Here is a 22,343-nt window from a genome sequence, read left to right on the forward strand (position 1 = left end):
TTTACCCGGCCACAACTCAAAACCAACCTTTCTTGTCAGCCTCTCCAAGCAACTCTCGCCGCCCTTCGACCCTGCCAAGCCCGCTAGTATAGCCCACAAAACTCATCCTCGTAGGAGGATGACCACAAAAATTGTCCATCGTCCCCTTAGGCCCCGCGGAAAGGCATTCGTTGAGGCTGGATAATTGAACTATGGCACTTATCACTTTACTTGACGCCCAACTAGCCTTCGGCCACGTTGCGCTACTAGATCATGCTGCATTCTCGTTAGAGGCCGGCGAACGTGTTGGACTGATAGGACGCAACGGCGCAGGGAAGTCATCGCTACTGAAGATCCTGGGTGGCCTCGCGAGACCAGATGACGGAAACATGCAGCTTCAACAAGGTCTTCGCGTAGCGTTTGTAGCCCAAGAGCCAACTCTTGAAATGAGTGCTTCAGTGTTCGCCGCAGTTTCAGAAGGACTCCAAGAAGCCGCGCGATTGAGAGAGCGGTATCTTTCTGGTGAGCCGGGTATGGATCTGGATGCGCTGCAATCGCAGATTGAGATGTACGACGCATGGAACTGGGAGCAGAGGGTTGAAGAGACCCTTCAGCGTCTTCGACTGGACTCCAATTCTTTAGTAAGTACGCTATCTGGGGGCACTAAGAAAAGGGTCGCGCTGGCTCAGGCTTTAGTTGCCAAGCCAGACGTGCTGCTACTTGACGAGCCGACAAACCATCTTGATCTGGATTCAATTCAGTGGCTCGAAGATCTGTTGCTCGATTTCAAGGGCAGTGTTATCACTATCACACACGATCGCTCATTTCTAGACAAAGTAGCCACTCGCATCGTCGAACTTGATCGAGGACACCTTCGTTCGTACTCAGGAAATTTCGCACGATACGCTATTCAAAAGAGTGAGCAACTTGCTCAAGAGGCATTTATCTCAGCAAAAGCTGACAAGCTACTTGCTCAAGAAGAGGTGTGGATTCGAAAAGGGGTGGAAGCCCGCAGAACCCGTAGTCAGAGTCGTATTGGGCGCCTTGAAGTCTTACGTGCTGATCGTAATGCTCGAAGGGAAATATTGGGCAGCGTCAAAATGGACCTCGCATCAGGCGCACAAAACGGCTACCAAGGAAAGATCGTTGCTGAACTGTCAGGCGTCAAAAAGGCTTTTGGCGATAAAGCTATTGTCAAAGGGTTTTCTGGAACCATTCTGCGCGGTGACAAGGTCGGATTGATCGGCCCTAACGGTGCTGGAAAGACTACTCTCCTTAAACTCATCCTGGGGGACTTAGCGCCTGATGAGGGATCTGTCAGAAGAGGTGGAAATTTACAGGTCGCATACTTCGATCAGATGCGTCACTCCATTGATCTCGACGCCACCCTTGAGGACTTCATCAGCCCAGGTAGCGAATGGATCGAAATCGGTAGTCAGCGCAAACACGTCAAAAGCTATTTGGGTGACTTTCTCTTCTCTCCAGCACGCGCCCATTCTCCAGTACGCTCGCTCTCGGGAGGAGAGCGCAATCGACTGCTGTTAGCACGCCTTTTTGCGCGCCCTGCCAACGTGCTAGTGCTTGACGAGCCCACCAACGACCTCGATATCGATACTTTAGACCTGCTCGAAGAATTGCTTCAGGGGTACGACGGCACAGTTTTTTTGGTAAGCCACGACCGGACGTTCTTAGACAATGTTGTGACTAGCACCATTGCGTACGAGGGAGATGGACATTGGAGAGAATACGAAGGAGGCGTGCAAGATTGGCTCACTCAATCGCGTCGCAGCCGAGCAATCAATGCCGGGGTCCCAGCCGCGATGAAAGCGCCTACTGAACCAAACGGAGCGGAACCATTGAGCAAGCCTGAGCAATCAGCGAAGAAAAAGCTGAGCTACAAGGAACAACGAGAGTTGGAGCAACTTCCATTGCAAATCGCTGCGCTTGAAGCAGAACAACAAACTATCCAAGCGGAACTTGCAGATAGCTCTATATATACAAGCGACAGTTCTCGAGCTGCATCACTGCATGCTCGCGAAAGTGAGATCGAAAACCAGTTGATGGCCTCCCTAGAGCGCTGGACTGTCTTGGGTGCTTGATAGTGCCGGAGGGGAAGATGCTCAGATCCGATGGTGCAATCGGTCTGTCGCTCCCCGCAGCCGTGTGATCAATGCTGGGGCAATTTGCGTTAAAGGCAATACCTCATCCGCTGCGCCATGTGCAATAGCTTCACGGGGCATGCCAAAAACAATGCAACTGGCCTCATCCTGTACATAGTTATAGCTACCAGCGTTCTTCATTTCACGCATGGCTGCAGCTCCATCATTCCCCATGCCCGTCAGCATGATGCCGAAAACATTGCGCCCTGCCACCGCAGCAGCAGACTTGAACAAAACCTCTACAGATGGTTTATGCCGATTGACAGGAGGTCCGTCGTCGACAACGGCGACATAGTTCGCTCCGCTGCGGGCAATGTGAAATTGTTTTCCGCCAGGCGCGATGTAGGCATGACCCGGCAAAATACGTTCGCCGCTGGATGCTTCCTTTACAGTGATCTGGCACAGGCCATTGAGCCTTGCTGCAAAACTCGTAGTAAAGCCAGGGGGCATGTGTTGAGTGATCACAATCGCAGGGGAATCCGCAGGCATTTGCACCAATACCTCTCGGATAGCTTCGGTGCCCCCAGTGGATGCGCCAATACAAATCAACTTCTCTGTGGACAGTCGGCCCAGCAACGTCGTTGCATGAAGAGGAGCATGTGAGCCGTCCTGTGCCGCGATGTGTGGAGAGTGAGCACGGGCCGAATCCTGGACAGGAGCCCGCCTTACCTGCGCAACAGCAGCCACACGAATCTTCTCGACGATCTGCGCGGCCAGTTCATTCAATCCGCTGGATAAACCCACCCTGGGCTTTGCGACAAAGTCCACCGCCCCAAGTTCGAGCGCCTTCATCGTCACTTCGGCGCCCCGCTCCGTCAACGTGGAAATCATGACGACAGGCATTGGGCGCAGCCTCATGAGACGGCCCAGAAAATCAATGCCGTCCATGCGCGGCATCTCAACGTCCAACGTAATGACATCAGGGTTCATTTCCCGAATCATTTCTCGTGCAATCAGGGGGTCATTGGCTGTTCCGATGCACTCCATATCGCGTTGACGATTGATGATCTCAGCCAAGAGGCTACGCACCAGCGCCGAATCATCCACCACGATCACTCGGATCTTCCTGCTCATTCCCTCATGTCCTTGTTCATTTATCAAAAGAGGTCAACTGATCCACCCGCCGTGGCCTTCGCTACCGTCGCGGCATTGCCCCGGACTTCCTGCTCCACCAGCGTCTCAGGATGCGCATGCGCTAGGCGCTTGACCATGGCTTTACCCGTAACGGGAAAGAAGACGACTTTGCGCGGATAAATGTCGAGGACATCCTCCGAGACAATTGGTATGCGTTCTGTTTGCAGATAGTTCAGCACGAAGCTGGTGTTGCGCTCTCCAACATTCATCGTCGTGAAGTTATGCATCACTTGGGCGCCACCAAAAATTTTGGCCTGCATGCTCTCTCGCCGAGCGCCCAACTTCAGCATTTCATTGATCAGCAATTCCATCGCATAGGAGCCGTAGCGACCAGACACATCGGAGGAATCTCCGTCCGGAAGCATGAAATGGTTCATGCCGCCGATTCTGCTACGGCTGTCCCACAGACAAGCTGCGATGCACGAACCAAGAACGGTCATGATGACCAGATTTTCATCCGATACAAAATACTCCCCTGGAAGTACCTTGACTGCGTTGTGCTGAAAATGATGATCAAAAAAGAAAAATGAAGCCTCTCCCGGGCGCCGGGACTGTGACTTGAGTTCTACCAGACTGGACTGTTTTGCTACGGCAGCAGGCGTTCCAGTATAGATATCAGCACTCAGCGGAGCGATCCGAGGTGCACGCCTACGCTCAACAGCCCCCCCAAGGACAGATGGCGGGATGCCGGAGGAAGAAGGAACGCCAGGTCGGGTATTGGTCATGGAAGCTTCTTACAAATGACTGTCCGGTCAGCGGCGCTCGTACACGGTCTTGCCGCGCAGAGTAAAAAGATCACGCGACTCACTGAAGTTTTCGGCATGCCCCACAAATAGCATGCCCCCAGGCTTCAGCACTCGATGGATACGTTCCAGCACTTTGCGCTGAGTGGGCGCGTCGAAGTAAATCATGACATTGCGGCAAAACACGGCATCGAAGGGTTCCCGAAAAGGCCAATCGTCGCGGATCAGATTCACGCTCAAAAAGTCTATGCTGCGGCGCAGTTCTGGCTTGGCGCGCGCAAAGCCAGCATTGGATGCTTTTCCACGCAAGAAAAATCGCTGCAGGCGCTCAGCGCTCAAACCCTTCACACTATCGAGCCGATAGACGCCTTCTGCCGCTGTAGCCAGTACACGTGAGTCGATATCACTGGCCGTCAGCTTGAATGAGCTAGGGCTGCTCAACGACTCCATCGCTGTCATCACGATGGAATACGGTTCTTCTCCTGTTGAAGCAGCATTACACCAAACACTCCATGGGCCAGCCGGCCGAGTACGCAGGAGATTGGCAAAAATCTCGAAGTGGTGCTGTTCTCTGAAAAAAGCGGTGAGATTGGTCGTGAGGGCATTCACGAACTCTTGCCATTCGGGACCGTCGTGGGTTTCCAGCCAACTGAGATATTCATGAAAGCTCGTGTGCCCTGTATCGCGCAAACGACGAGACAAGCGGCTGTAGACCATGGCATGTTTACCGTCGTGCAAGCTGATACCTGCCCTCTGATAGATCAACGCCTGAACACGGGAGAAATCTGCGTTCGTCCAAACAAATTCTCGTCCCTGCGCTAGAGGCCCCGAAGTTGCGGTAGTGCTTGGGGATTCCACCACGCCTCGCGCAGAAGAAGAATGACTGGAGGTCTGGCGCATGTTGCTTTTCACTTCACAAGTTCGGTGGTTCACATGCCAGTTTTTTACGCAACAGGCTATTCAAGCCTTCTCAGGTTGCGGAATTACAGCCTGTCGAATTCAGTCGTGGGGCGACACCAACCCCATATCCATACTGGCCATCAACTTTTCAATATCCAACAGGATCAGCATGCGCTCACCTACCGAGCCAAGACCAAGGATGCAGTTGCTGTCGATCGTGCTTTCAACATCAGGAGCCACACGAATCTGGTCGGACGCCAACTCCATCACATCACTCACAGAGTCCACCACGATTCCAACGACCCGATTACGCAAGTTCAGAATGATGACGACCGTGAAACTGTTGTATTCCGCCTTGGAACAACTGAATTTCAGTCGCATATCGACGATGGGAACAATGGTTCCGCGGAGATTCGTCACGCCCTTGATGAAATCTGGGGCGTTGGCGATTCGCGTCGGAGGTTCATAACCGCGAATCTCCTGCACTTTCAGGATATCGATTCCATATTCCTCCTGATCGAGCCGGAAGGTTAAATACTCCCGCGCGCCAGAGACAGTCGCTTCATTGGTTTTTTCCATCACTCCAGCCATGTGGGCTCTCCTTAAATCAATGGGTCGCGGGCTTAGTGACGAGCGCGTCGCACCAAGGCACCTGTATCCAGGATCAGCGCCACAGTGCCATCGCCAAGAATGGTAGCGCCCGACACATTGGGAACTTTGCGATAGTTGGTCTCCAGATTCTTGACCACTACTTGGTGCTGACCAAGTAATTCATCGACCAACAGAGCGACTCGACTACCGTCCGCTTCGACCACCACCATGATGTTGCTGGACTTGTTCTGATCCAGGCGAGGAACTTGGAAGGTTTTCTCTAGCGCAATGACCGGCATGTATTCATCCCGAACCTTGACGAGCTGGGAACCTTGCGCAACGGTATTGACGTCGTCTGGATTGACTTGGAAGGATTCGACGACTGAAGAAAGAGGAAGAATGTAGACCTCTTCGCCCACACCAACCGACATGCCGTCCATGATGGCAAGCGTCAGAGGCAGTCGCACGGAAACCCGCATTCCATACCCCTCAGCGGAGTCGACCTCTACGGACCCGTTGAGCGCGGCGATATTCCGTTTCACCACATCCATCCCGACACCCCGCCCCGACACGTCGGTGACTTCGTCGGCGGTAGAGAAACCGGGCGCAAAGATCAGCCCCCAAACATCTGCGTCACTCATCTGGTCAGACACATCCAAACCACGTTCCCTGGCCTTGCGCAGGATCTTTTCGCGAGATAAGCCTCGTCCGTCATCGCGCACCTCGATCACGATCGACCCACCTTGGTGGGACGCCGAAAGCGTAATCGTTCCGTGCTCGGACTTGCCCGCAGCAAGGCGATCCGCCGGCATTTCAATGCCATGGTCACAACTGTTGCGAACCAAGTGCGTCAGAGGGTCGGTGATTTTCTCGACCAGACTCTTGTCCAATTCAGTGGCCTCGCCCAGCGTGACCATTTCTACCTTCTTGCCCAACTTGTTAGCCAAATCCCTGAGCATCCGTGGGAAGCGGCTGAACACGATCGACATGGGAATCATGCGGATCGACATCACCGATTCCTGCAGATCACGGGTGTTGCGATCGAGATCGGCCAGCCCTGCTAACAGTTGCTGATACGCCCCTGCATCGAGACCACGGCTGTTTTGTGCAAGCATGGCCTGGGTGATTACCAATTCGCCGACCAGATTGATCAATTGATCCACCTTGTTCACGGCCACGCGAATGGTGGTGGATTCCATCTGAGCCTGACTGACGGCTTTTGGCTCTGCAGCACGAGTCGCATTGGCAGGCTTGGCAGATGGCACATCCACCACATTTCCAACAGGCACTGCGGCTGGCTCGCCAGGCATTCCTGGAGAGCCATTGAAAAATCCGTAAGGCGCTTCAGCGGCAGCCTCTGAGCCTACTTCCTGCAGCAAAGCGGCCTCAGGATCGGACTCTGCCATCGCCTCTGCGCCCTCTCCATCGATCCTGACTTGGTCTTTGGACACGTGAAAGGCAAACAGATCCAACAGATCGTCGTTGGTCGAAGTCGTTTGCACGGCAAACCGCCGAAAGCCCGGTTCAGCGGAGGGAACATCGCGGATCGAACCAAGCCCTGGAATATCGCGGAACAGTTCCTTGATGGCATCGGCCTGCTCCAAGCGTTCCAGCGGACCAATACGGATTTCCAGCGACCGCGCACTTCCCGGTGCGGTTGCGGAAGTAGGAATCGAAGGCGGAGTTGCAACAGGAGCTGGCGCAACCACAGGCGCGGGTGCAGGGGGTGGTGGAGGCGCGGTGACTGCCACGGATTCGGCTGGAACCTTGCCCGCAGCCAATTCGCTGATGCGGTGGACCAGTTCTGAAGTAGATACGGCCTCTCCCTGCCCTCCAGCCTGATGGCGAGCCAGCAAACTGCGCGACGCGTCGGCAGATTCCAAAAGCACATCCACCATCTGTGGAATAGGCTGAAGTTCATGCCGGCGCAAGCGATCCAGCAATGACTCCATCTGATGGGTCAACTCCGCTACATCGGAGAATCCGAACGTTGCAGCGCCCCCCTTGATAGAGTGAGCGCAACGGAATATTCCGTTCAACTCTTCATCATTGGCCGCGCTGAGATCCAGATCCAGAAGCATGTGCTCCATTTGATCCAAATTTTCGCCCGCCTCCTCGAAAAAGATCTGATAGAACTGACTGAGATCGAAGTCCGCGCCGCCGCCCGCGCCTTCTTGGTAGGTATCCGCCATGTAGGGGCTCCAGTACTTGAGTTATCTGCGCGCGATTGCGTCAACGAATCACTTTTTGAATGACTTCAATCAGGCGGTTCGGGTCGAAAGGTTTGACCAGCCAGCCGGTAGCGCCAGCAGAGCGCCCAGCCTGCTTCATCTGATCGCTCGACTCCGTGGTGAGAATCAGGATCGGAATGGTCTTGAACCGGGGGTGTTCACGCAGCTTGCGAGTCAAGCCGATTCCATCGAGCCTCGGCATGTTCTGATCAGCCAGCACCAGATGGATGTCATGGGTCTCGGCTTTCTCGAGCGCATCCTGCCCATCTACCGCCTCCACTACATGATATCCCGCCCCAGTCAGGGTGAAGGACACCATCTTTCGCATGGACGGTGAATCATCAACGGCGAGAATCGATTGCATGTAGGGCTCCACTCACTTGAATATATAAGGTAACCGGTTACGGGGCGCTTGCTCAGAACAGGTCAATAGATCCTGCGTCCATTTCGCTCTGCGTGACAGGATTGGGACGGTCGGGTGCCATCTCGGCAAAGGGCGCAGCTTCTTCGCCCTCTTCAGTGCCCATGGCTTCGGAGGCCAACCGGAAGGCGCAGCCCTGGAGCACCTTGGTGGTGTGCCAGATCAATTGGGAAGCCATGTCCTGAAATTGCAATTCGGTCACCGCGCTGCGCAAAGCGGTTCGCAACGCAGCCAGTTCAGCGGAATCGCCGACGACATCATCGGTCAGTGCGCCATTCGCTTCGCCGAAACGCGCCAGCAGATTGTCGGTCGCGTGGCTGAGCAGCCCTTCCAGGCGGTGCAGATCATGCATGACAACCAACAAGGAATCCTGCAATTCCGCGGCCACCATGACTGGCACCTGAACCCCTGGGCCGCCAGGGCTAGTTAGCGTAGATTGCATCGTTTCTCCAAAGCTGCAAGCGGCTGCAAGGCACACCAAATCCAATCCAAGACCTGGCGACGAAGTCACCAGCAACACGTCCATGCAAACCATTCTCACGGCTTTCGTCGGTGACCGCCGCACGGGACAAACACCCTTGTTTGTTCCAATATGTATCCTATGATAGCGTTCCCTATGACATCAGGAGTAACGGATCGACCCTTGCGCATCCTGCATCTAGAAGATTCTGTAGCGGATCATGAGTTGGCCTGTATTACGTTGCGCCGCGCCAACGTGGTGTATGAAATTCACCACGTAGACACACTGGATACGTTCATACGGCAGCTGGATACCGCGCCTTTCGATTTGATCCTGGCGGACTACCGCTTGCCAGGTTTCACCGCTCTTGACGCCTGGAGCGTTGTTGCGGAACGAGAGCGCCCCCCCCCTTTTGTTCTGCTGTCCGGCGCCATCGGAGAAGCCGCGGCTGTGGATGCCATGCGGCTGGGCATCGCGGACTACCTTCTGAAGGACGACATGGCGAGGTTGCCCCATGTCATTGATCGCGCCATCGAAGTCCATGAAGCCAGGCGAGCCCGTGAGCAGGCAATCACTGAATTGGCCGCGTCCGAGCGACGACTGGCTGAACTCACGGAACATCTGCAGAGCTCGATTGAACAGGAACGCGCTGCGATTGCCCGTGAGATCCATGACGACATCGGCGGCGCATTGAGTGCCGTCCGCTTCGACGTCGGTTGGATCAGCCGGCATGCGAAAGATGACGGTACCCAGGCCCACGCTGCAGCGGCCACCGAGATGCTGCAGCATGCCATCGAAGCCAGCCAAAGAATCATGATGAATCTGCGGCCTCCGATCCTGGACCAAGGCTTGGTGGCCGCAGTGCAGTGGTTGGCGGAAAGTTTCGAGCGACGAACGGGAATTCCTACCCGGGTGCACACCAACAAAGACACCATCCATGTGGACGCAGCCATTCAACTCGTGGCTTACCGCACAGCGCAAGAAGCGCTGACCAATGTCTTCAAATACGCCGATGCACGGCAGGTGGGTGTAGATTTGTCGGATAGCGAGGGCGTGCTGACGCTGGAAGTGACGGACGATGGCCGAGGAATGGAGCCCGCGATGCGGGAAAAACCGAAATCCTTCGGGCTTAAAGGCCTGCAAGAGCGAGCACGCACCGTGGGAGGGTGGCTCGATATCAGCAGCCATTCGGGTCGCGGAACGGCCGTCATACTGTCCGTGCCGCTGACACCCCAGAATATTCCAGAGGAGGAGGCGCCATGATGATCCAGGTCGTACTTTGCGATGACCATGCAGTCCTGCGGCGGGGCATTCGCGACACGCTGTCCGAGGCACCGGACATCCAGGTCACGGGTGAAGCCGGGGGGTATTCTGAACTGAGGGATGTCTTGCGAACCGCCCCTTGCGACGTGCTGCTGCTGGACTTGAACATGCCGGGCCGCAGTGGCCTGGAGGTGCTTGCCAGCCTCCGGGAGACGGACTCCACCGTCAAGGTTCTCGTTGTCTCGATGTATCCCGAGGACCAGTACGCCCTGCGCTGCCTGCGTGCCGGCGCCCAAGGTTACGCCAACAAGGCGGGAGATCCTGTGGAACTGATCGAAGCAGTTCGCACCGTGATGAAAGGGCGCAAATACCTGACTCCCGAGGTGGCGCAGATGCTTGCCGACAGCTTGGCGCAACCCAGCCCCGAGTTACCGCACGAAGCCCTTTCGGAAAGGGAGTTGCAAACGTTGGTGAAAATCGCTTCGGGTAGGCGCCTGTCCGATATTGCGGAAGAACTCATGCTCAGCCCCAAGACAGTCAGTGTGTACCGCTCCCGCGTGCTGGAAAAACTCAAGCTCTCGAACAATGCAGAGTTGACGGTGTATGCCATCCGCAATCAGCTCGTCTGAATTGCACCGCCCCTTCCCTACCGCTGCGAAGCAAAGAGGTCGATGGATTGCTGCATCAATGCCATGACGGGTTGCTCCAGCATGGGCAATGTTGCCGCAATCCCTAACAGGCCGACGGTCAGGGTGACCGGAAAACCCACGGCATAGATATTCATCTGGGGCGCAACGCGCGAAATGATGCCCATCGCCATGTTCACAAACAGTAAAAGGGCGATCATGGGCAAAGCAATCCACAAGGCACTCGAGAAAAGCGACGCCCCCAGATCGTGCAAACGCAACTGGCCCAGCGCCTGCATGAAATGGCCATTCACAGGAAAGCTGTCGAAACTTTTCACCACGGCCATCAACACCATCAGGTGCCCATTGATGACCACGAACAACAGCATGGCCATATGCCCGAAAAAGCGGGCAACGGCACTCACCTGCGTATTGCTGGAAGGATCGAAGAAAGACGCAAAGTTCAGCCCCATCTGAAGACCGATCACTTCGCCGGCAAGCTCGACGGCCGTGAACACCAGCCGCACCGCAAACCCGATGGCCGCACCCACCGCCAGTTGCTGCGCCACCGCCCCCAGCGCCTCGCGGCCATTGACGTTGATGACCGGCTGATCGGGCAACGCTGCCTGCGCGCACACCGAAATCAGGAATGCCAGCCCGATCTTGGCGCGCATCGGTATCACACGCATCGAAAAAACGGGCACCACCATGAACATGGCCAGGATGCGCAAGAAAGGCCACAAGATCGGTGACAGCCATGCCACCAGTTGCGCCTCTGAAAACGTGATCACGACACGACCGAAGGAATGGATTCGATCGTTCTGCGAATGAAATCCACCAGCGAGGTGATCATCCATGGGCCGGCGATGGCAAACACCACCATGGCCGCGATCAACTTGGGCACGAAAGCCAGGGTCGCCTCATTGATCTGGGTGACGGCCTGAAAAATGCTGACCAGCAGCCCCACCACCATCACCGCCCCCAATACCGGCATCGAAATCATGAGCAGCAGGGTCAGGGCATCGCGCCCCATTGTCAGAACCATCTGCGAGGTCATGCGCACTCCTCAGGTTGCAAAACTGGCGGCCAGAGAACCGATCAGCAGATTCCAGCCATCGGCCAGCACGAACAGCATCAGCTTGAAGGGCAGGGCGACCAACACGGGGGACAACATCATCATGCCCAGCGACATCAGAATGCTGGACACCACCATGTCGATGACCAAAAAGGGAATGAAGATCATGAACCCGATCTGGAATGCGGATTTGAGTTCGCTGGTCACGAAGGCAGGCACCAGCACCCGCAGAGGCGCGGTCTCTGCCGTGGCTCCCGGCTGCAGTTTGGCCAAGCGTGCGAACAGGGCGAAGTCGGACTGCCGTGTCTGCTTCAGCATGAACCCGCGCATGGGCGCCTCCGCTTTTTCCAGGGCCTGCTCGAACGTGATGGTGTTGGCGGTATAGGGAACATAGGCGTCCTGGTATACGCGGTCGAAGGTTGGCCCCATGACGAAGAAGGTGAGAAAGAGCGACAGTCCCACGATCACCTGGTTCGGCGGCGCCGACTGGGTTCCAATGGCTTGGCGCAGCAGTGACAGCACGATCACGATGCGAGTGAACCCCGTCATCATGAGCAGCACAGCCGGCAGAAACGACAGCGCCGTAAAAAACAAAAGCGTCTGGATGGGCACCGAGTAGCTGGCGCCCGCGTTGCCCGTGCCGACAAGCACGGGCAAAGAGCCGGCCGCAGCCTGCGCAAATGCCGCCGGAGCAGCCGTCGTCGCGATGGCCGCTGCCGCCCAGGGGCTCCAGGCGCGCAGGCGATCAGACATTATTGGGTGCCTCTTGCTCCCGCAAGCGGACTGCGGCGACCTCCTGCGCGAAGGAAGCGGTGGGCACTGCACCAGGGCTGACCCTCGCGGATGCGGGATCGATCACGTGAAGGCATCGAATCTGCTGGGCCGTGACGCCCAAGACCAGCCAGGTCCGCTGGTGCTCCGGTCCCACTTCCACGGTGATCACGCGCTGCTGAGGACCGATGCCGACCGTCGATACCACCTTGGAAGCCGCTGCAGGCGTCGCTCCGAGACCTACGCCATGGCGCTGTTGCATACGCCGAATCCACCAAGGCAGCGTCGCAATGGCCGCGACGAACAGGACGACGATGACCAGCGTCTGCGTCATGTTGCCGCCCGCGCTATCCACGGCTGACCCTTCGCAAGCGTTCCGATGGCGTGACGACGTCGGTGAGGCGGATACCGAACTTGTCGTTCACCACCACCACCTCGCCCTGAGCGATCAGGTAGCCGTTGACCAGCACGTCCATGGGTTCGCCCGCCAGTGCATCCAGTTCGACCACCGAGCCCTGCGCCAGCTGAAGGATGTATTTGATCGGCACCTTGGTGCGGCCCAACTCCACGGACAGCTGAACCGGAATGTCCAGCACCATGTTGATGTCATTGACCGGAGAGTCCGAACCGGCCGAAAAAGGCCGTATCGGGTCGCCGGCCAAGGGCCCGCCCTGATCCGCAGTGCCTGGCTCATCCGTGCGCTTTTGCTCCTCCAGCGCTTCGGCCCAGCCTGCGAACGGATCGTCAGCGCCTGCATCCTTGTTGTCGTTGTCGCCTTCAGTTGACATTCTTTTCTCCCAACCAGCTCATGTCGGAATTGCGCAGGCATTCCTCGATGCGGATGGCGTATTTCGCGTTGTGTGTGCCGTATTGGCACTCGAAGATCGGTACGCCTCCGATGGAGGCGAGGATGCGTGGCTCCCGGTCGAGTTCGATGAAATCGCCGGGCTTCATGGCCAACAACTGCTCCACCGTGGCATCGGCCTTGGCCAACTCGGCCACCAGCGTCACCTCGGCAGCCTGGATTTCGCGGGTCAGCACGCGGACCCAGCGGCGATCCACCTCGATGGAGTCGCCCTGTGTTGACGAATACAGCACATCGCGAATGGGCTCCAGCGTCGCATAGGGCATGCAGATGTGGATTGCGCCAGACAGATCGCCGATTTCAAGCTGGAACGCCGTGGACACCACGATTTCGCTGGGCGTGGCGATATTGGCGAACTGGGGCTGCATCTCCGAGCGTTGGTATTCCAGGTCGAGGGGATAGATGCCGTGCCAAGCCTTTTTGTATTCGGCACAAATCACATCGACCAAGCGGTTGATGACGCGTTGCTCGGTCGGGGAAAAATCCCGACCTTCAATGCGCGTCTGGAATTTGCCTACGCCACCGTACAACGTGTCGATGATGCCGAACACCAAAGAGGGCTCGCACACGATAAGACCGCTGCCACGAAGGGGCCGAATGGCAACGATATTGAAGTTCGTCGGCACCGCCAGTTCACGCAGAAATGCGCTGTAGCGCTGCACAGACACCGTACCCACCGAGATTTCCGGACTTCTGCGAATGAAATTGAACAGGCCGATGCGGAAGTTGCGTGCAAACCGCTCGTTGACGATTTCCATCGTCGGCATGCGGCCGCGCACGATGCGCTCTTGGCTGGAAATGTCGTAATTGCGAACCGCGCCGGTCTCGGCGACTTCCTCGACCGACTTCTGGCTCTCGCCTGTGACACCCTCCAAAAGGGCATCAACCTCTTCCTGCGACAGAAATGAATCACTCATGGCAGTCTCCCGTCGCCGTCACTGGATGATGAAGCTGGAGAAAAGGACTTGCCGCACGGGATTCGTGTCGGCAGCCGGCTTGGCGCGTGGCGCATCTTCTTCGTCCTCGGCCTCTTGGCTGGCCGGGCGCTTATGAGGCTTTGGCACCGTGAACCCCAGGGGTTTAGAGACTTCACGCCGGATGTCGGCCGCCAGCTTTTCTTTGCCCTCGCGGCCGAGCAACTCCTCGGAGGTGCGCTGTGACACCAGCATCAGCACCGCACTTCGAATGCTGGGCAGATACAGCTTGACCTGCTCCGCCGTTTTCGCGTCGGCCAGTTCCAGCGTGATGCCGATCTGCGCGAACCGCTCGCCACCCGTATCCGCCAGATTGACGACCATGTTGTCGATCGGCAAGAAAGTGGGGGCCACCTTCGGCGCAGCCGGGGCATGGGGCTTGGCTTCAGCCCCTTCTTCGTCGTCGGCAGCGTGCCGGCTGCTCATGACGAACCAGGCAGCCGCCCCGCCAGCAATGACCAGCAAGGCAACGACCACACCGATGATGAGCATCTTCTTGCTCTTGGCCTTGGGCGGCGCTGCGGCGGCAGGATTGGCAGACACGTTGGGGTTCCTTGCGCAACAAATTCAGGAAATGGCGGCACAGCGAAGGCCGCCCAGGCGGCGCACTTCGCTCTATGGCCCCATTATTGGGCGCCCTGGCTTTCGATAATAGCCAGAATAAAAGCCCAAAACCATGGCTTTCAGCCACGTAGGGCAGGCGCTACCTATGAACCGGCGCCAGAACCATTGTCACGATGTTGTAACGCGTGCCGCTCTACCCGCCGAGAACGCCCATAGCCTGCCGATTCAGGCGAAAACGTCCAGCGCTCGGGTGGAGGCTGCCGTACTTTTCAAGGCCACGCTGCTTCCATTGACGCCTGAGGCCGCCTGGACCTGCGCATGGCGGGCAGGACCGTCGCGATCCGGCGCCGATCGGCGGCCGTCGCCCGCTGAACCACTGGCCCCATCGCTACCCGATTGGCCGACCGTCACGCCCGACAACTCAAGCCCTTCGCCACGCAGCAGATCACGCAACTGAGCCGCACTGGAGTCCAGCCATTCACGCGTATGGGCCTGGTCGCTGCGGAATGTGACATGTGCCTCATTGCCGGACAGCGAAACCATGACCTCTACCGGCTGACCATCGCGGTCGATGGTGAGTTCAGCGCTCTGCGTGTTCTGATGCACCCAGTACGCCACCTGTTCTGCGATCTGATCCTCGGCCCCCACTTGCGAAGGATCGGCCAACACGCCGCTGCCGTCGGTAGCGATCGGTGCATCGCCCATCGAAAAGCCCATACCGCCCTCCGCTCCTGATGCACCGCCGTATGACTGCTGATTGCCGGATGCCTGCTCGCCGCCCCGTTCCGAGCGAAACGCCACGGCCTCTGCCAAAGCCCCTGCGACCGGAGGAGGAGACAAGGCATCGCTCGTTCCGCGAGCAAAGGCCGCAGCACCTGCAGCACCGCCTCCATCCCGCCGATCGGATGCGATGGCAGCAACGGCTGACGCCAACACGCCGGGCACTTCCGCAGCCGACGTCTTTTTGTCCTCCTTGCCCAGTGCATTGCGCAAGGCTGACGCCCCAATAGCACCACCGGCGGCATCCGGACCAGCGGCCGAGCCGGCAACGGCTGCCGAGAATTTTGCCTGCAGCCCTTTATAAGGGACTGCTCCGGGCGTGGTGGGGGCAGGCGCATCGGCGAGATCTGAAGCGCGGTCCATCCATGCCGTCTGCCCCACCAGGCTACCGGAATCCATCAAGCTGCTGATCGCCGTGTTCCACGGGGTGCCGGCACTGACTGAAGAAGTCGCAGACAGCGACTGCCCGACACCCACCTGGGAAACCATGCCCTGAGCGGAGAGAGCGGCTTGCCCCTGGACAGGCAACTGCCCGGGCAAGGCACCCTGCAATGCAGCAAGCGTGGCGGCGTCGGCTGGCAGGGCAGCGACATCGGCTGTCATGGACAAGGGAGGCAGACCAGCGCCGGCATCGCTAGCGAGGGTTCCGGGGACGCCATCCGTGATTTGCGTTGCATCCATGGCGGCCAGCAGCAGGGAAAATCCGCCCTGCCCTGCCGCCTGCTGCGAACCGTCCTGCGCTGCGGCTCCCGTTTTTCCTGCAGCGCGGGCACCGCGCGTTTCGTGCGCAGCGTGCGAACTGTTGATGCGTGTTGGTTCCATGTTCACCACTCCTGCGGCCCCTGATGGCCTTGGGTTGCGTTTTCCTTGCCGAACTGCAGCGCTGCGCGCTCGTCGGTTTGCTTCTGATCGCGGCGCGCCTGGAGCCTGTCCATCTCGATCCGCCGCTTTTCGACCACTTTCTTCAATGCCGCCAGCCGCAACTCGGCTTCCAGCACGGCCCGGGTGGCGTGCTCGACGCGCCCGGCCTGATCGCCCACCACCCCGGTCTGCAGGCCGATGGCGTGCGCGAGCCGGTCCATGAACTGATAGTGGTGGTACATGACCTCGGGCTTCACCGTGGTGTCGGCCTGCGCACCCCAACGCCCCTGCGTTTCCAGGGAATAGCCTTCCAGTTGCTGGAGCTGCGCCTGCGATGCCTGGCGCGCCCGCTGCACGTCCTGAAGCACCTGCCGCGCTTCGTCACGCTTGCGCTCGGCCATCTCGACCGCCACCAGGAAGGCATTCAAGGAAGACATGAAAGGATTACCCCCCGGCCCATCAATGGTTGACCACCGAGGCCATGAACCCCAGGCTTTCACCCATAGGGGCCGCTTCGAACATGTTCTGCTGCAGGAAGTCGGCCATGGCCGGCTGCAGACGGATCGCCTCGTCCAGCGCAGGGTCGGAGCCGCTCATATAGGCACCGACCTGGATCAGGTCACGGCTTTTCTGGTAACGCGAATACACCGCGCGAAACCGCCGCGCCAACTCGAAATGCTCGCGTGAAACCACGTTGTGCATCACACGCGAGGCGGATTGCTCGATGTCGATGGCCGGGAAATGGCCCGTTTCCGCCAAAGCGCGGGACAGCACGATGTGTCCGTCCAGAATGGCGCGCGCAGCGTCGGCGATCGGGTCCTGCTGGTCGTCGCCTTCGGACAGCACGGTGTAGAAGGCAGTGATCGAGCCGACTCCGTGCAATCCATTGCCGCTGCGCTCCACCAGGGCCGGCAGTTTGGCAAAGCAGCTGGGTGGGTAGCCCTTCGTGGCAGGGGGCTCCCCGATGGCCAGCGCGATTTCTCGCTGCGCCATGGCGTAGCGGGTCAACGAATCCATGAGCAGCAGCACGTGCTTGCCTTTGTCGCGAAAGTGCTCTGCGATGGCCGTGGCGTAAGCCGCACCCTGCATGCGCAAAAGCGGTGGCGCATCGGCCGGCGCAGCCACCACCACGGCGCGGCCCCGGTCCTCTTCGCCAAGGATGTCTTCCACGAATTCCTTGACCTCGCGGCCACGCTCGCCGATCAGCCCGACGACGATCACATCGGCCTGCGTATAGCGCGCCATCATGCCCAGCAACACGCTCTTGCCGACGCCAGAACCAGCGAACAGCCCCAGGCGCTGGCCGCGCCCGACAGTGAGCAGCGCATTGATGGCGCGCACGCCCGTGTCCAGGGTTTCCCGGACGGGATCGCGGTCCATGGCATTGATCTGACGCCGGTCCATGGGCTCGGAGGTCACATTGAGTACGGCACCGCCATGGTCCAGGGGCACGCCCTGCGAATCCACCACCCGCCCGAGCAGCCCGTCGCCCATGGGCAAACGCAGAACGCCGGCCGTCGGCGATGGCCGGCGGCTTTCGCCCAATCGGGGCTGCGGCACGTAAGCAGCCGCAGGAACGACGCTCGCCCCGCTCGACAGTCCATGGATATCGCCGGCCGGCATCAGGAAAGCGCGATCGGCCGAGAAACCGACCACTTCCGCGAGGACGGGCTCATGCCCGGGCATCTTCACCATGCACTGCGAGCCGACCGGCACGCGAATGCCTGCAGCCTCCAACACCAGCCCGGTCAACCGGGTGAGCGTTCCACGGGTCTCCAGCGGCGCGCCCTGCGCCACTCGGGCCCGTGCGTCCGCCATGAACTGGCTCCAGGCGCTGTCTGCGGGAAGCCGCGAGCCGGCATCGCCGTCGTCGTTCATGCTTGCTTGCGTGCCCATTTCCATGTCCATGTCCATGTCCACGGGCATGTCAACGGGGGATGAAGACTCAGCCATGGTCTTTTTCCTTGCCCGCATCCCAAGGCGACGCCAGGCCCAGCGATGCAATGGCCCGCTCCCAACGGCGGCCCAGCGAACCGTCGATCACCGTGCCGGCCGACTCGACGAAGCAGTCGCCTTCGTTCACCGCCGCGTCGGGGATCCACTGCACCTTGGCACCGGCATGCGCTTCGCTCAAAGGCTGTTCCAAAACGCTGAAATCCGCTGGATTCATGCGCACCGTGGCCGGGCGGCCTTCGGTTACCAGCATGCCCAGGGCTTCACGCACCACCGGCAGCAGGGTGAGGGGCTGGCCCGCCAACTCCTGCCGGATGACCTGGCGGGCGATGTCGCACGCCAGCTGAAGGACTTCCTGCGCCACGTGTTGCTGCATGCCGGCCAGGCTGGCATCGGCCGCCTGCACGGCCTGCTCCAGCCGCTGAGCCACTTCGCGGCCTTGCCCTGCGATGTAGTCATCCATGCGCTGCTGCCACTCGAGCCCCGCCTTTTCCTCGCCATGGGCCTGCCCCTGCGCGAATCCTTCAGCGCGCGCAGCCTCCAAAGCCGCCAGATGGGTCGGCTCGTCGAAAACCACCGGCAGCGGCTCCGGATCGGGCTCTGCGACCGGGGGCAGCAGGTCGGAGCCGTCCACGGCGCCGAACTGCCACTGCGTCACGTCCCCGACCTCTTCGCTCGGGATGAAGCGGCTGTAACTGCGGGGGTTATACGAATGCGTCATCACCGCCGCCTCCGATCACGATCTGCCCTTCGTCGGACAGGCGTCGTACCGTCTTGAGAATTTCCTTCTGCTGGGCTTCCACTTCGGAAAGCCGCATCGGGCCGCGCGACTCCAGGTCCTCGCGCATGGATTCGGCAGCGCGGGACGACATATTGGCCAGAAACTTCTCGCGCAGTTCGGGCACCGCGCCCTTGAGCGCCACGATGAGGGTTTCGGACGCCACTTCCTTGAGCACCGTCTGGATCGCACGATCGTCGAGCTTGAGCACGTCGTCGAAGACGAACATCTTGTCCATGATCTTCTGGGCCAGGTCAGGGTCGTACCCGCGAATCGACTCCAGCACCACGCTGTCCATGTTGGAGCCCAGCAGGTTGATGATTTCGGCCGCTGCCTTGACGCCCCCCAGCGAACTCTTGCGGATCTTGTCGCCGCCGGCGAGCACTTTGAAGAGCACCTCGTTGAGATCCTTGAGTGCCGTGGGCTGAATGCCTTCCAGGGTGGCCACGCGCAGCAGCACTTCGCTGCGCTGGCGATCGGTGAGTTGCATCAGCACAGCGGCGGCCTGTTCGGAATCCAGGTGCACCAGGATGGCAGCGACGATCTGCGGGTGCTCGTTGCGCAGCAATTCGGCCACCGACAGCGGGTCCATCCACTTCAGGCTTTCGATGCCCGACACATCGCCGCCCTGCAAGATGCGGTCGATCAGCAGTGCGGCCTTGTCGTCGCCCAGCGCACGGCGCAGCACCGAGCGCACATAGTTGCTGGTGTCGGACACCAGCAGGCTTTGCGCGGCGGCATCGCCGGAGAAGCGGTTGATGACCGAATCCACTTTCTCGCGCGAGACGGAGCGCATGCGGGCGATGGTTTCGCCCAGTTTCTGCACTTCCTTCGGCGACAAATGCTTGAAGACCTCGGCGGCTTCCTCTTCGCCGAGAGACATCAGCAAAATCGCGGCATCGTTCAGGCCTTGGTCATCCATGGAGAGCTCGTGGTTTCATGCGTCGGTCGGAAATCATCGCATGCGCCGCGTCACGATTCGCCGTTAACCCACGTCTTGAGAATGTTCGCCACCGCCATCGGGTTTTCCTTGGCCAGCACACGGGCTTCTTCAAGCCGCAGCTGCTCAGGCGTCTGAACCGCGTCCTCGGGCTTGGTCGGTGCGGCCAGCGCGGGGCGCTGCGGCTCTTCGGCCTCGATGGCATCCAGCTGGCCACCCTGCGCGGCCACCGGAATGGCGCGTGGCTTGCCCATGCCCTTGATGGCGGGGCGCACCAGTCCGAGCAGCACCATGGCAGCGAACAGAGACATGCCCACCGGCCAGCCCAGGCTCTTGGCCAGCTCGATCATTTCAGGCTGCTTCCACAGCGGCAGGTCCACCGTGGGGGTGACGTCCACCAGGAACGGCGTGTTCATCAGGTTGACCGAGTCGCCCCGGTCCTTGTTGAAGCCAATGGTTTCGCGCACCAGTGCCGTCATCTGCTCCAGTTGCTCGGCCGACAGCGCCTTGTTGGTCGGCGCCTTGCCGGCGGCCTCCGCCACGGCTTGGTAATTGACGACCACCGCCGCGCTCACCCGCTTCAGGGCTCCGCTGCCGCCGCGCGTCACGCGGACCGTCTTGTCCACTTCGTAATTGGTGATGGACTCGCGTTTGGTGCCCGTTCCCTGGGCGCCCTGCTGGCCATTCGCAGCAGTGGGGGCCGGGTTGGCGCCATTGATGGGGGCAGTCGAAGGCTGGGGCGGCTGGTTGCTCGTCGCACCCGGCACGCCGCTGGGCGGCTGATTGCCCTGGGCGCCGCCGCTTTCCACGACCTGCTGGCTGCGCACTGCGCTGGCGTCGGGCGTCTGGTTGGGGCGGTGCTGCTCGGACGTGGATTCGGTCTGGCTGAAATCGACCTCGGCCGTCACCTGGGCCTTGACGTTGTTCTTGCCCACCACCGGCTCGAGGATGTCCAGAATGCGGCGGGTGTATTGCTGCTCGATCTGCTGCACGTAGCTCAGCTGCTGAGCATCGACGCCCGAGCCGGCCGCCGTGTCGGACGATTGCGACAGCAGCTTGCCCGTGTCGTCCAGCACGCTCACGGCCGAGGGAGAGAGCTCAGGCACGCTGGACGCCACCAGGTGCACGATGCCGGCCAGTTGCGTGCGATCCAGGAAGCGGCCAGGAAACAGGCTCAGCAGCACCGAAGCCGAAGGCTTTTGCTGTTCCCGGAAAAACCCGTTCTGATTGGGCAATGCCAGATGCACGCGTGCGCTTTGCACGGACGACAAGGCCTGAATGGAACGGGTGAGTTCGCCTTCCAGGCCGCGCTGGAAATTCAGCCGCTCCTGGAACTGGGTGACGCCGAACCGGTTCGTCTCCATCAATTCGAATCCCGTCACGGAGCCTTTGGGCAAACCTTGCGTTGCCAGACGCAGCCGCACGTCATGCACGCGGTCGGCAGGAATCAGGATGGCGCCGCCGCCCTCGGCGTACTTGTAGGGAACGTTCATCGTCGAGAGCTGGGCAACGATGGCGCCGCCATCCTTGTCGCTCAAGTTGGCGAACAGCACCCGGTAGTCCGGCTGGCGGCTGAATACGGCCGCAGCGATCACCGCGGCGATGAGCAGCACCATGCCGGCACCCAGCCGCATCCGCTGGCCCCGTTCGAGCGCGGAAAACCGCTGCATCCACGAAGGGTTGGCGGGAGTGATGACAGGGATTTCAGCAACTGCGGACATGGTGCTTTCCAAAAGAACCGACCCGGCAGAGGGTTGGCGTGGGGCGATTATTGGACGAGCCCGCCGCCCGCATCGCCGAGATAAAGCCGTCGTTTCACCATCTATTCGCCAGGATGAACCGGCGCGGCGCCCCTAGGATTGCACCATCCCGCCATACCTTCGGACACAGCCATGGACCTCCGCATATCAAGCTCTACCACGCCACTTGCAGGCGCTGGCCTGGCGCGCCGTGCCACGGCGCCGCAAGACTCGCAGGAAGTCGGCTTCTCCTCCGCGCTCAAGGGCGCACTGCAGTCGGTCAGCGCGTCGCAGAACAAGGCGGCAGACTTGCAAAAGGAAGTGCAGATGGAAAACCCGGCCGTGAGCCTGGAGGAAACCATGGTGGCGATCCAGAAGGCCCAGATCGGCTTTCAGGCCACGCTGCATGTGCGCAACCGCATGGTCCAGGCCTACACCGACATCATGAACATGCAGGTGTGACGCCCGATCCCGAGGCACGCTGAAAGCGCAACCCTACCATTGCTATTATTTTTATAGCGCTATGCCGTGGATTT

At 59.5% G+C, this 22,343-nt stretch carries 24 protein-coding genes; 4 read left to right on the top strand and 20 right to left on the bottom strand.

What is annotated here, in order from left to right; translation table 11 throughout:
* The first annotated feature begins 191 nt into the window (after positions 1-191).
* Entirely contained in the window at positions 192-2,078 is a 1,887-nt protein-coding gene (locus AVHM3334_RS14095) for an ATP-binding cassette domain-containing protein (protein ID WP_284413249.1), read from the top strand.
* A gap of 21 nt (positions 2,079-2,099) precedes the next feature.
* Here the strand turns inward: AVHM3334_RS14095 and AVHM3334_RS14100 are convergent, their stop codons facing one another.
* From AVHM3334_RS14100 to AVHM3334_RS14130, 7 genes are all read right to left on the bottom strand, one after another.
* Positions 2,100-3,212: a protein-glutamate methylesterase/protein-glutamine glutaminase gene (locus AVHM3334_RS14100; RefSeq protein ID WP_284413251.1), complete on the bottom strand. Its 1,113-nt coding sequence runs from the start codon at positions 3,210-3,212 to the stop codon at positions 2,100-2,102.
* A 23-nt stretch (positions 3,213-3,235) separates the two neighbouring features.
* Entirely contained in the window at positions 3,236-3,997 is a 762-nt protein-coding gene (cheD, locus tag AVHM3334_RS14105; protein WP_284413253.1) for a chemoreceptor glutamine deamidase CheD, read from the bottom strand.
* 27 nt (positions 3,998-4,024) lie between these two features.
* Positions 4,025-4,915: a CheR family methyltransferase gene (locus tag AVHM3334_RS14110; RefSeq protein ID WP_284413255.1), complete on the bottom strand. Its 891-nt coding sequence runs from the start codon at positions 4,913-4,915 to the stop codon at positions 4,025-4,027.
* 99 nt (positions 4,916-5,014) lie between these two features.
* Positions 5,015-5,506, bottom strand: a complete 492-nt coding sequence (locus AVHM3334_RS14115; RefSeq protein ID WP_284413256.1) for a chemotaxis protein CheW — start codon at positions 5,504-5,506, stop codon at positions 5,015-5,017.
* 32 nt (positions 5,507-5,538) lie between these two features.
* A complete protein-coding gene (locus AVHM3334_RS14120; protein ID WP_284413258.1) occupies positions 5,539-7,698 on the bottom strand; it encodes a chemotaxis protein CheW in 2,160 nt (719 codons plus the stop codon).
* Positions 7,699-7,738: 40 nt separating this feature from the next.
* Positions 7,739-8,101 carry a response regulator gene (locus tag AVHM3334_RS14125; RefSeq protein ID WP_092745705.1) on the bottom strand — a complete coding sequence of 121 codons (363 nt, stop codon included), beginning with the start codon at positions 8,099-8,101 and terminating at the stop codon, positions 7,739-7,741.
* 52 nt (positions 8,102-8,153) lie between these two features.
* The gene (locus tag AVHM3334_RS14130) at positions 8,154-8,600 is read right to left on the bottom strand and encodes a hypothetical protein (RefSeq protein WP_272565370.1); all 447 of its coding nucleotides are present in this window, start codon (positions 8,598-8,600) and stop codon (positions 8,154-8,156) included.
* 159 nt (positions 8,601-8,759) lie between these two features.
* On the opposite strand from AVHM3334_RS14130, the gene AVHM3334_RS14135 reads away from it, so the two are divergent.
* Both AVHM3334_RS14135 and AVHM3334_RS14140 read left to right on the top strand, forming a co-directional pair.
* Positions 8,760-9,881, top strand: a complete 1,122-nt coding sequence (locus AVHM3334_RS14135; protein WP_502869913.1) for a hybrid sensor histidine kinase/response regulator — start codon at positions 8,760-8,762, stop codon at positions 9,879-9,881.
* Positions 9,881-10,510, top strand: coding sequence for a response regulator (locus AVHM3334_RS14140; RefSeq protein WP_284413371.1), 630 nt, complete (start codon positions 9,881-9,883; stop codon positions 10,508-10,510). Before AVHM3334_RS14135 ends, AVHM3334_RS14140 begins: the two co-directional genes overlap by 1 nt.
* Before the next feature lie 17 nt (positions 10,511-10,527).
* Here the strand turns inward: AVHM3334_RS14140 and fliR are convergent, their stop codons facing one another.
* The 13 genes from fliR to fliF form a co-directional block, all read right to left on the bottom strand.
* Positions 10,528-11,298 (bottom strand): flagellar biosynthetic protein FliR, encoded by a 771-nt coding sequence (gene fliR, locus AVHM3334_RS14145; protein ID WP_284413373.1) that lies wholly within the window; start codon positions 11,296-11,298, stop codon positions 10,528-10,530.
* Positions 11,295-11,564, bottom strand: coding sequence for a flagellar biosynthesis protein FliQ (gene fliQ, locus AVHM3334_RS14150; RefSeq protein WP_092745701.1), 270 nt, complete (start codon positions 11,562-11,564; stop codon positions 11,295-11,297). Before fliQ ends, fliR begins: the two co-directional genes overlap by 4 nt.
* 9 nt (positions 11,565-11,573) lie before the next feature.
* Positions 11,574-12,335 (bottom strand): flagellar type III secretion system pore protein FliP, encoded by a 762-nt coding sequence (gene fliP / locus AVHM3334_RS14155; RefSeq protein ID WP_284413259.1) that lies wholly within the window; start codon positions 12,333-12,335, stop codon positions 11,574-11,576.
* Positions 12,328-12,687 carry a FliO/MopB family protein gene (locus AVHM3334_RS14160; RefSeq protein ID WP_284413261.1) on the bottom strand — a complete coding sequence of 120 codons (360 nt, stop codon included), beginning with the start codon at positions 12,685-12,687 and terminating at the stop codon, positions 12,328-12,330. The genes fliP and AVHM3334_RS14160 overlap by 8 nt, the downstream gene beginning before the upstream one ends.
* A 13-nt stretch (positions 12,688-12,700) precedes the next feature.
* On the bottom strand, positions 12,701-13,141 hold the full coding sequence (gene fliN / locus AVHM3334_RS14165) for a flagellar motor switch protein FliN (protein ID WP_284413263.1): 441 nt from the start codon (positions 13,139-13,141) through the stop codon (positions 12,701-12,703).
* Positions 13,131-14,135, bottom strand: a complete 1,005-nt coding sequence (fliM, locus tag AVHM3334_RS14170) for a flagellar motor switch protein FliM (RefSeq protein WP_092745698.1) — start codon at positions 14,133-14,135, stop codon at positions 13,131-13,133. Before fliM ends, fliN begins: the two co-directional genes overlap by 11 nt.
* An 18-nt stretch (positions 14,136-14,153) precedes the next feature.
* Complete coding sequence (locus AVHM3334_RS14175; RefSeq protein ID WP_284413265.1) at positions 14,154-14,735, bottom strand: flagellar basal body-associated FliL family protein; 582 nt, start codon at positions 14,733-14,735, stop codon at positions 14,154-14,156.
* Between the two features lie 246 nt (positions 14,736-14,981).
* Positions 14,982-16,358: a flagellar hook-length control protein FliK gene (locus AVHM3334_RS14180; RefSeq protein ID WP_284413375.1), complete on the bottom strand. Its 1,377-nt coding sequence runs from the start codon at positions 16,356-16,358 to the stop codon at positions 14,982-14,984.
* Positions 16,359-16,360: 2 nt separating this feature from the next.
* The gene (fliJ, locus tag AVHM3334_RS14185; protein WP_284413266.1) at positions 16,361-16,834 is read right to left on the bottom strand and encodes a flagellar export protein FliJ; all 474 of its coding nucleotides are present in this window, start codon (positions 16,832-16,834) and stop codon (positions 16,361-16,363) included.
* A 22-nt stretch (positions 16,835-16,856) separates the two neighbouring features.
* Positions 16,857-18,215, bottom strand: coding sequence for a flagellar protein export ATPase FliI (gene fliI, locus AVHM3334_RS14190; protein ID WP_284413377.1), 1,359 nt, complete (start codon positions 18,213-18,215; stop codon positions 16,857-16,859).
* 127 nt (positions 18,216-18,342) lie between these two features.
* Positions 18,343-19,071 (bottom strand): FliH/SctL family protein, encoded by a 729-nt coding sequence (locus AVHM3334_RS14195; RefSeq protein WP_284413267.1) that lies wholly within the window; start codon positions 19,069-19,071, stop codon positions 18,343-18,345.
* Entirely contained in the window at positions 19,055-20,050 is a 996-nt protein-coding gene (gene fliG, locus AVHM3334_RS14200) for a flagellar motor switch protein FliG (protein ID WP_284413268.1), read from the bottom strand. The genes AVHM3334_RS14195 and fliG overlap by 17 nt, the downstream gene beginning before the upstream one ends.
* 50 nt (positions 20,051-20,100) lie before the next feature.
* Positions 20,101-21,789 (bottom strand): flagellar basal-body MS-ring/collar protein FliF, encoded by a 1,689-nt coding sequence (gene fliF / locus AVHM3334_RS14205; RefSeq protein ID WP_284413269.1) that lies wholly within the window; start codon positions 21,787-21,789, stop codon positions 20,101-20,103.
* A 171-nt stretch (positions 21,790-21,960) separates the two neighbouring features.
* On the opposite strand from fliF, the gene fliE reads away from it, so the two are divergent.
* Complete coding sequence (gene fliE, locus AVHM3334_RS14210) at positions 21,961-22,269, top strand: flagellar hook-basal body complex protein FliE (RefSeq protein ID WP_284413270.1); 309 nt, start codon at positions 21,961-21,963, stop codon at positions 22,267-22,269.
* The last annotated feature ends 74 nt before the right edge of the window (positions 22,270-22,343 follow it).

Origin of the sequence: Acidovorax sp. SUPP3334 (assembly GCF_030159055.1) — a bacterium.
Taxonomy (GTDB): domain Bacteria; phylum Pseudomonadota; class Gammaproteobacteria; order Burkholderiales; family Burkholderiaceae_C; genus Paracidovorax.

Coding starts and splice junctions, on each gene's coding strand:
- AVHM3334_RS14095 (WP_284413249.1), top strand. CDS start 192: ATGGCACTTATCACTTTACTTGACGCCCAACTAGCCTTCGGCCACGTT.
- AVHM3334_RS14100 (WP_284413251.1), bottom strand. CDS start 3,212: ATGAGCAGGAAGATCCGAGTGATCGTGGTGGATGATTCGGCGCTGGTG.
- cheD (WP_284413253.1), bottom strand. CDS start 3,997: ATGACCAATACCCGACCTGGCGTTCCTTCTTCCTCCGGCATCCCGCCA.
- AVHM3334_RS14110 (WP_284413255.1), bottom strand. CDS start 4,915: ATGCGCCAGACCTCCAGTCATTCTTCTTCTGCGCGAGGCGTGGTGGAA.
- AVHM3334_RS14115 (WP_284413256.1), bottom strand. CDS start 5,506: ATGGCTGGAGTGATGGAAAAAACCAATGAAGCGACTGTCTCTGGCGCG.
- AVHM3334_RS14120 (WP_284413258.1), bottom strand. CDS start 7,698: ATGGCGGATACCTACCAAGAAGGCGCGGGCGGCGGCGCGGACTTCGAT.
- AVHM3334_RS14125 (WP_092745705.1), bottom strand. CDS start 8,101: ATGCAATCGATTCTCGCCGTTGATGATTCACCGTCCATGCGAAAGATG.
- AVHM3334_RS14130 (WP_272565370.1), bottom strand. CDS start 8,600: ATGCAATCTACGCTAACTAGCCCTGGCGGCCCAGGGGTTCAGGTGCCA.
- AVHM3334_RS14135 (WP_502869913.1), top strand. CDS start 8,760: ATGATAGCGTTCCCTATGACATCAGGAGTAACGGATCGACCCTTGCGC.
- AVHM3334_RS14140 (WP_284413371.1), top strand. CDS start 9,881: ATGATCCAGGTCGTACTTTGCGATGACCATGCAGTCCTGCGGCGGGGC.
- fliQ (WP_092745701.1), bottom strand. CDS start 11,564: ATGACCTCGCAGATGGTTCTGACAATGGGGCGCGATGCCCTGACCCTG.
- fliP (WP_284413259.1), bottom strand. CDS start 12,335: ATGTCTGATCGCCTGCGCGCCTGGAGCCCCTGGGCGGCAGCGGCCATC.
- AVHM3334_RS14160 (WP_284413261.1), bottom strand. CDS start 12,687: ATGACGCAGACGCTGGTCATCGTCGTCCTGTTCGTCGCGGCCATTGCG.
- fliN (WP_284413263.1), bottom strand. CDS start 13,141: ATGTCAACTGAAGGCGACAACGACAACAAGGATGCAGGCGCTGACGAT.
- fliM (WP_092745698.1), bottom strand. CDS start 14,135: ATGAGTGATTCATTTCTGTCGCAGGAAGAGGTTGATGCCCTTTTGGAG.
- AVHM3334_RS14180 (WP_284413375.1), bottom strand. CDS start 16,358: ATGGAACCAACACGCATCAACAGTTCGCACGCTGCGCACGAAACGCGC.
- fliJ (WP_284413266.1), bottom strand. CDS start 16,834: ATGTCTTCCTTGAATGCCTTCCTGGTGGCGGTCGAGATGGCCGAGCGC.
- fliI (WP_284413377.1), bottom strand. CDS start 18,215: ATGGCGGACGCACGGGCCCGAGTGGCGCAGGGCGCGCCGCTGGAGACC.
- AVHM3334_RS14195 (WP_284413267.1), bottom strand. CDS start 19,071: ATGACGCATTCGTATAACCCCCGCAGTTACAGCCGCTTCATCCCGAGC.
- fliG (WP_284413268.1), bottom strand. CDS start 20,050: ATGGATGACCAAGGCCTGAACGATGCCGCGATTTTGCTGATGTCTCTC.
- fliF (WP_284413269.1), bottom strand. CDS start 21,789: ATGTCCGCAGTTGCTGAAATCCCTGTCATCACTCCCGCCAACCCTTCG.
- fliE (WP_284413270.1), top strand. CDS start 21,961: ATGGACCTCCGCATATCAAGCTCTACCACGCCACTTGCAGGCGCTGGC.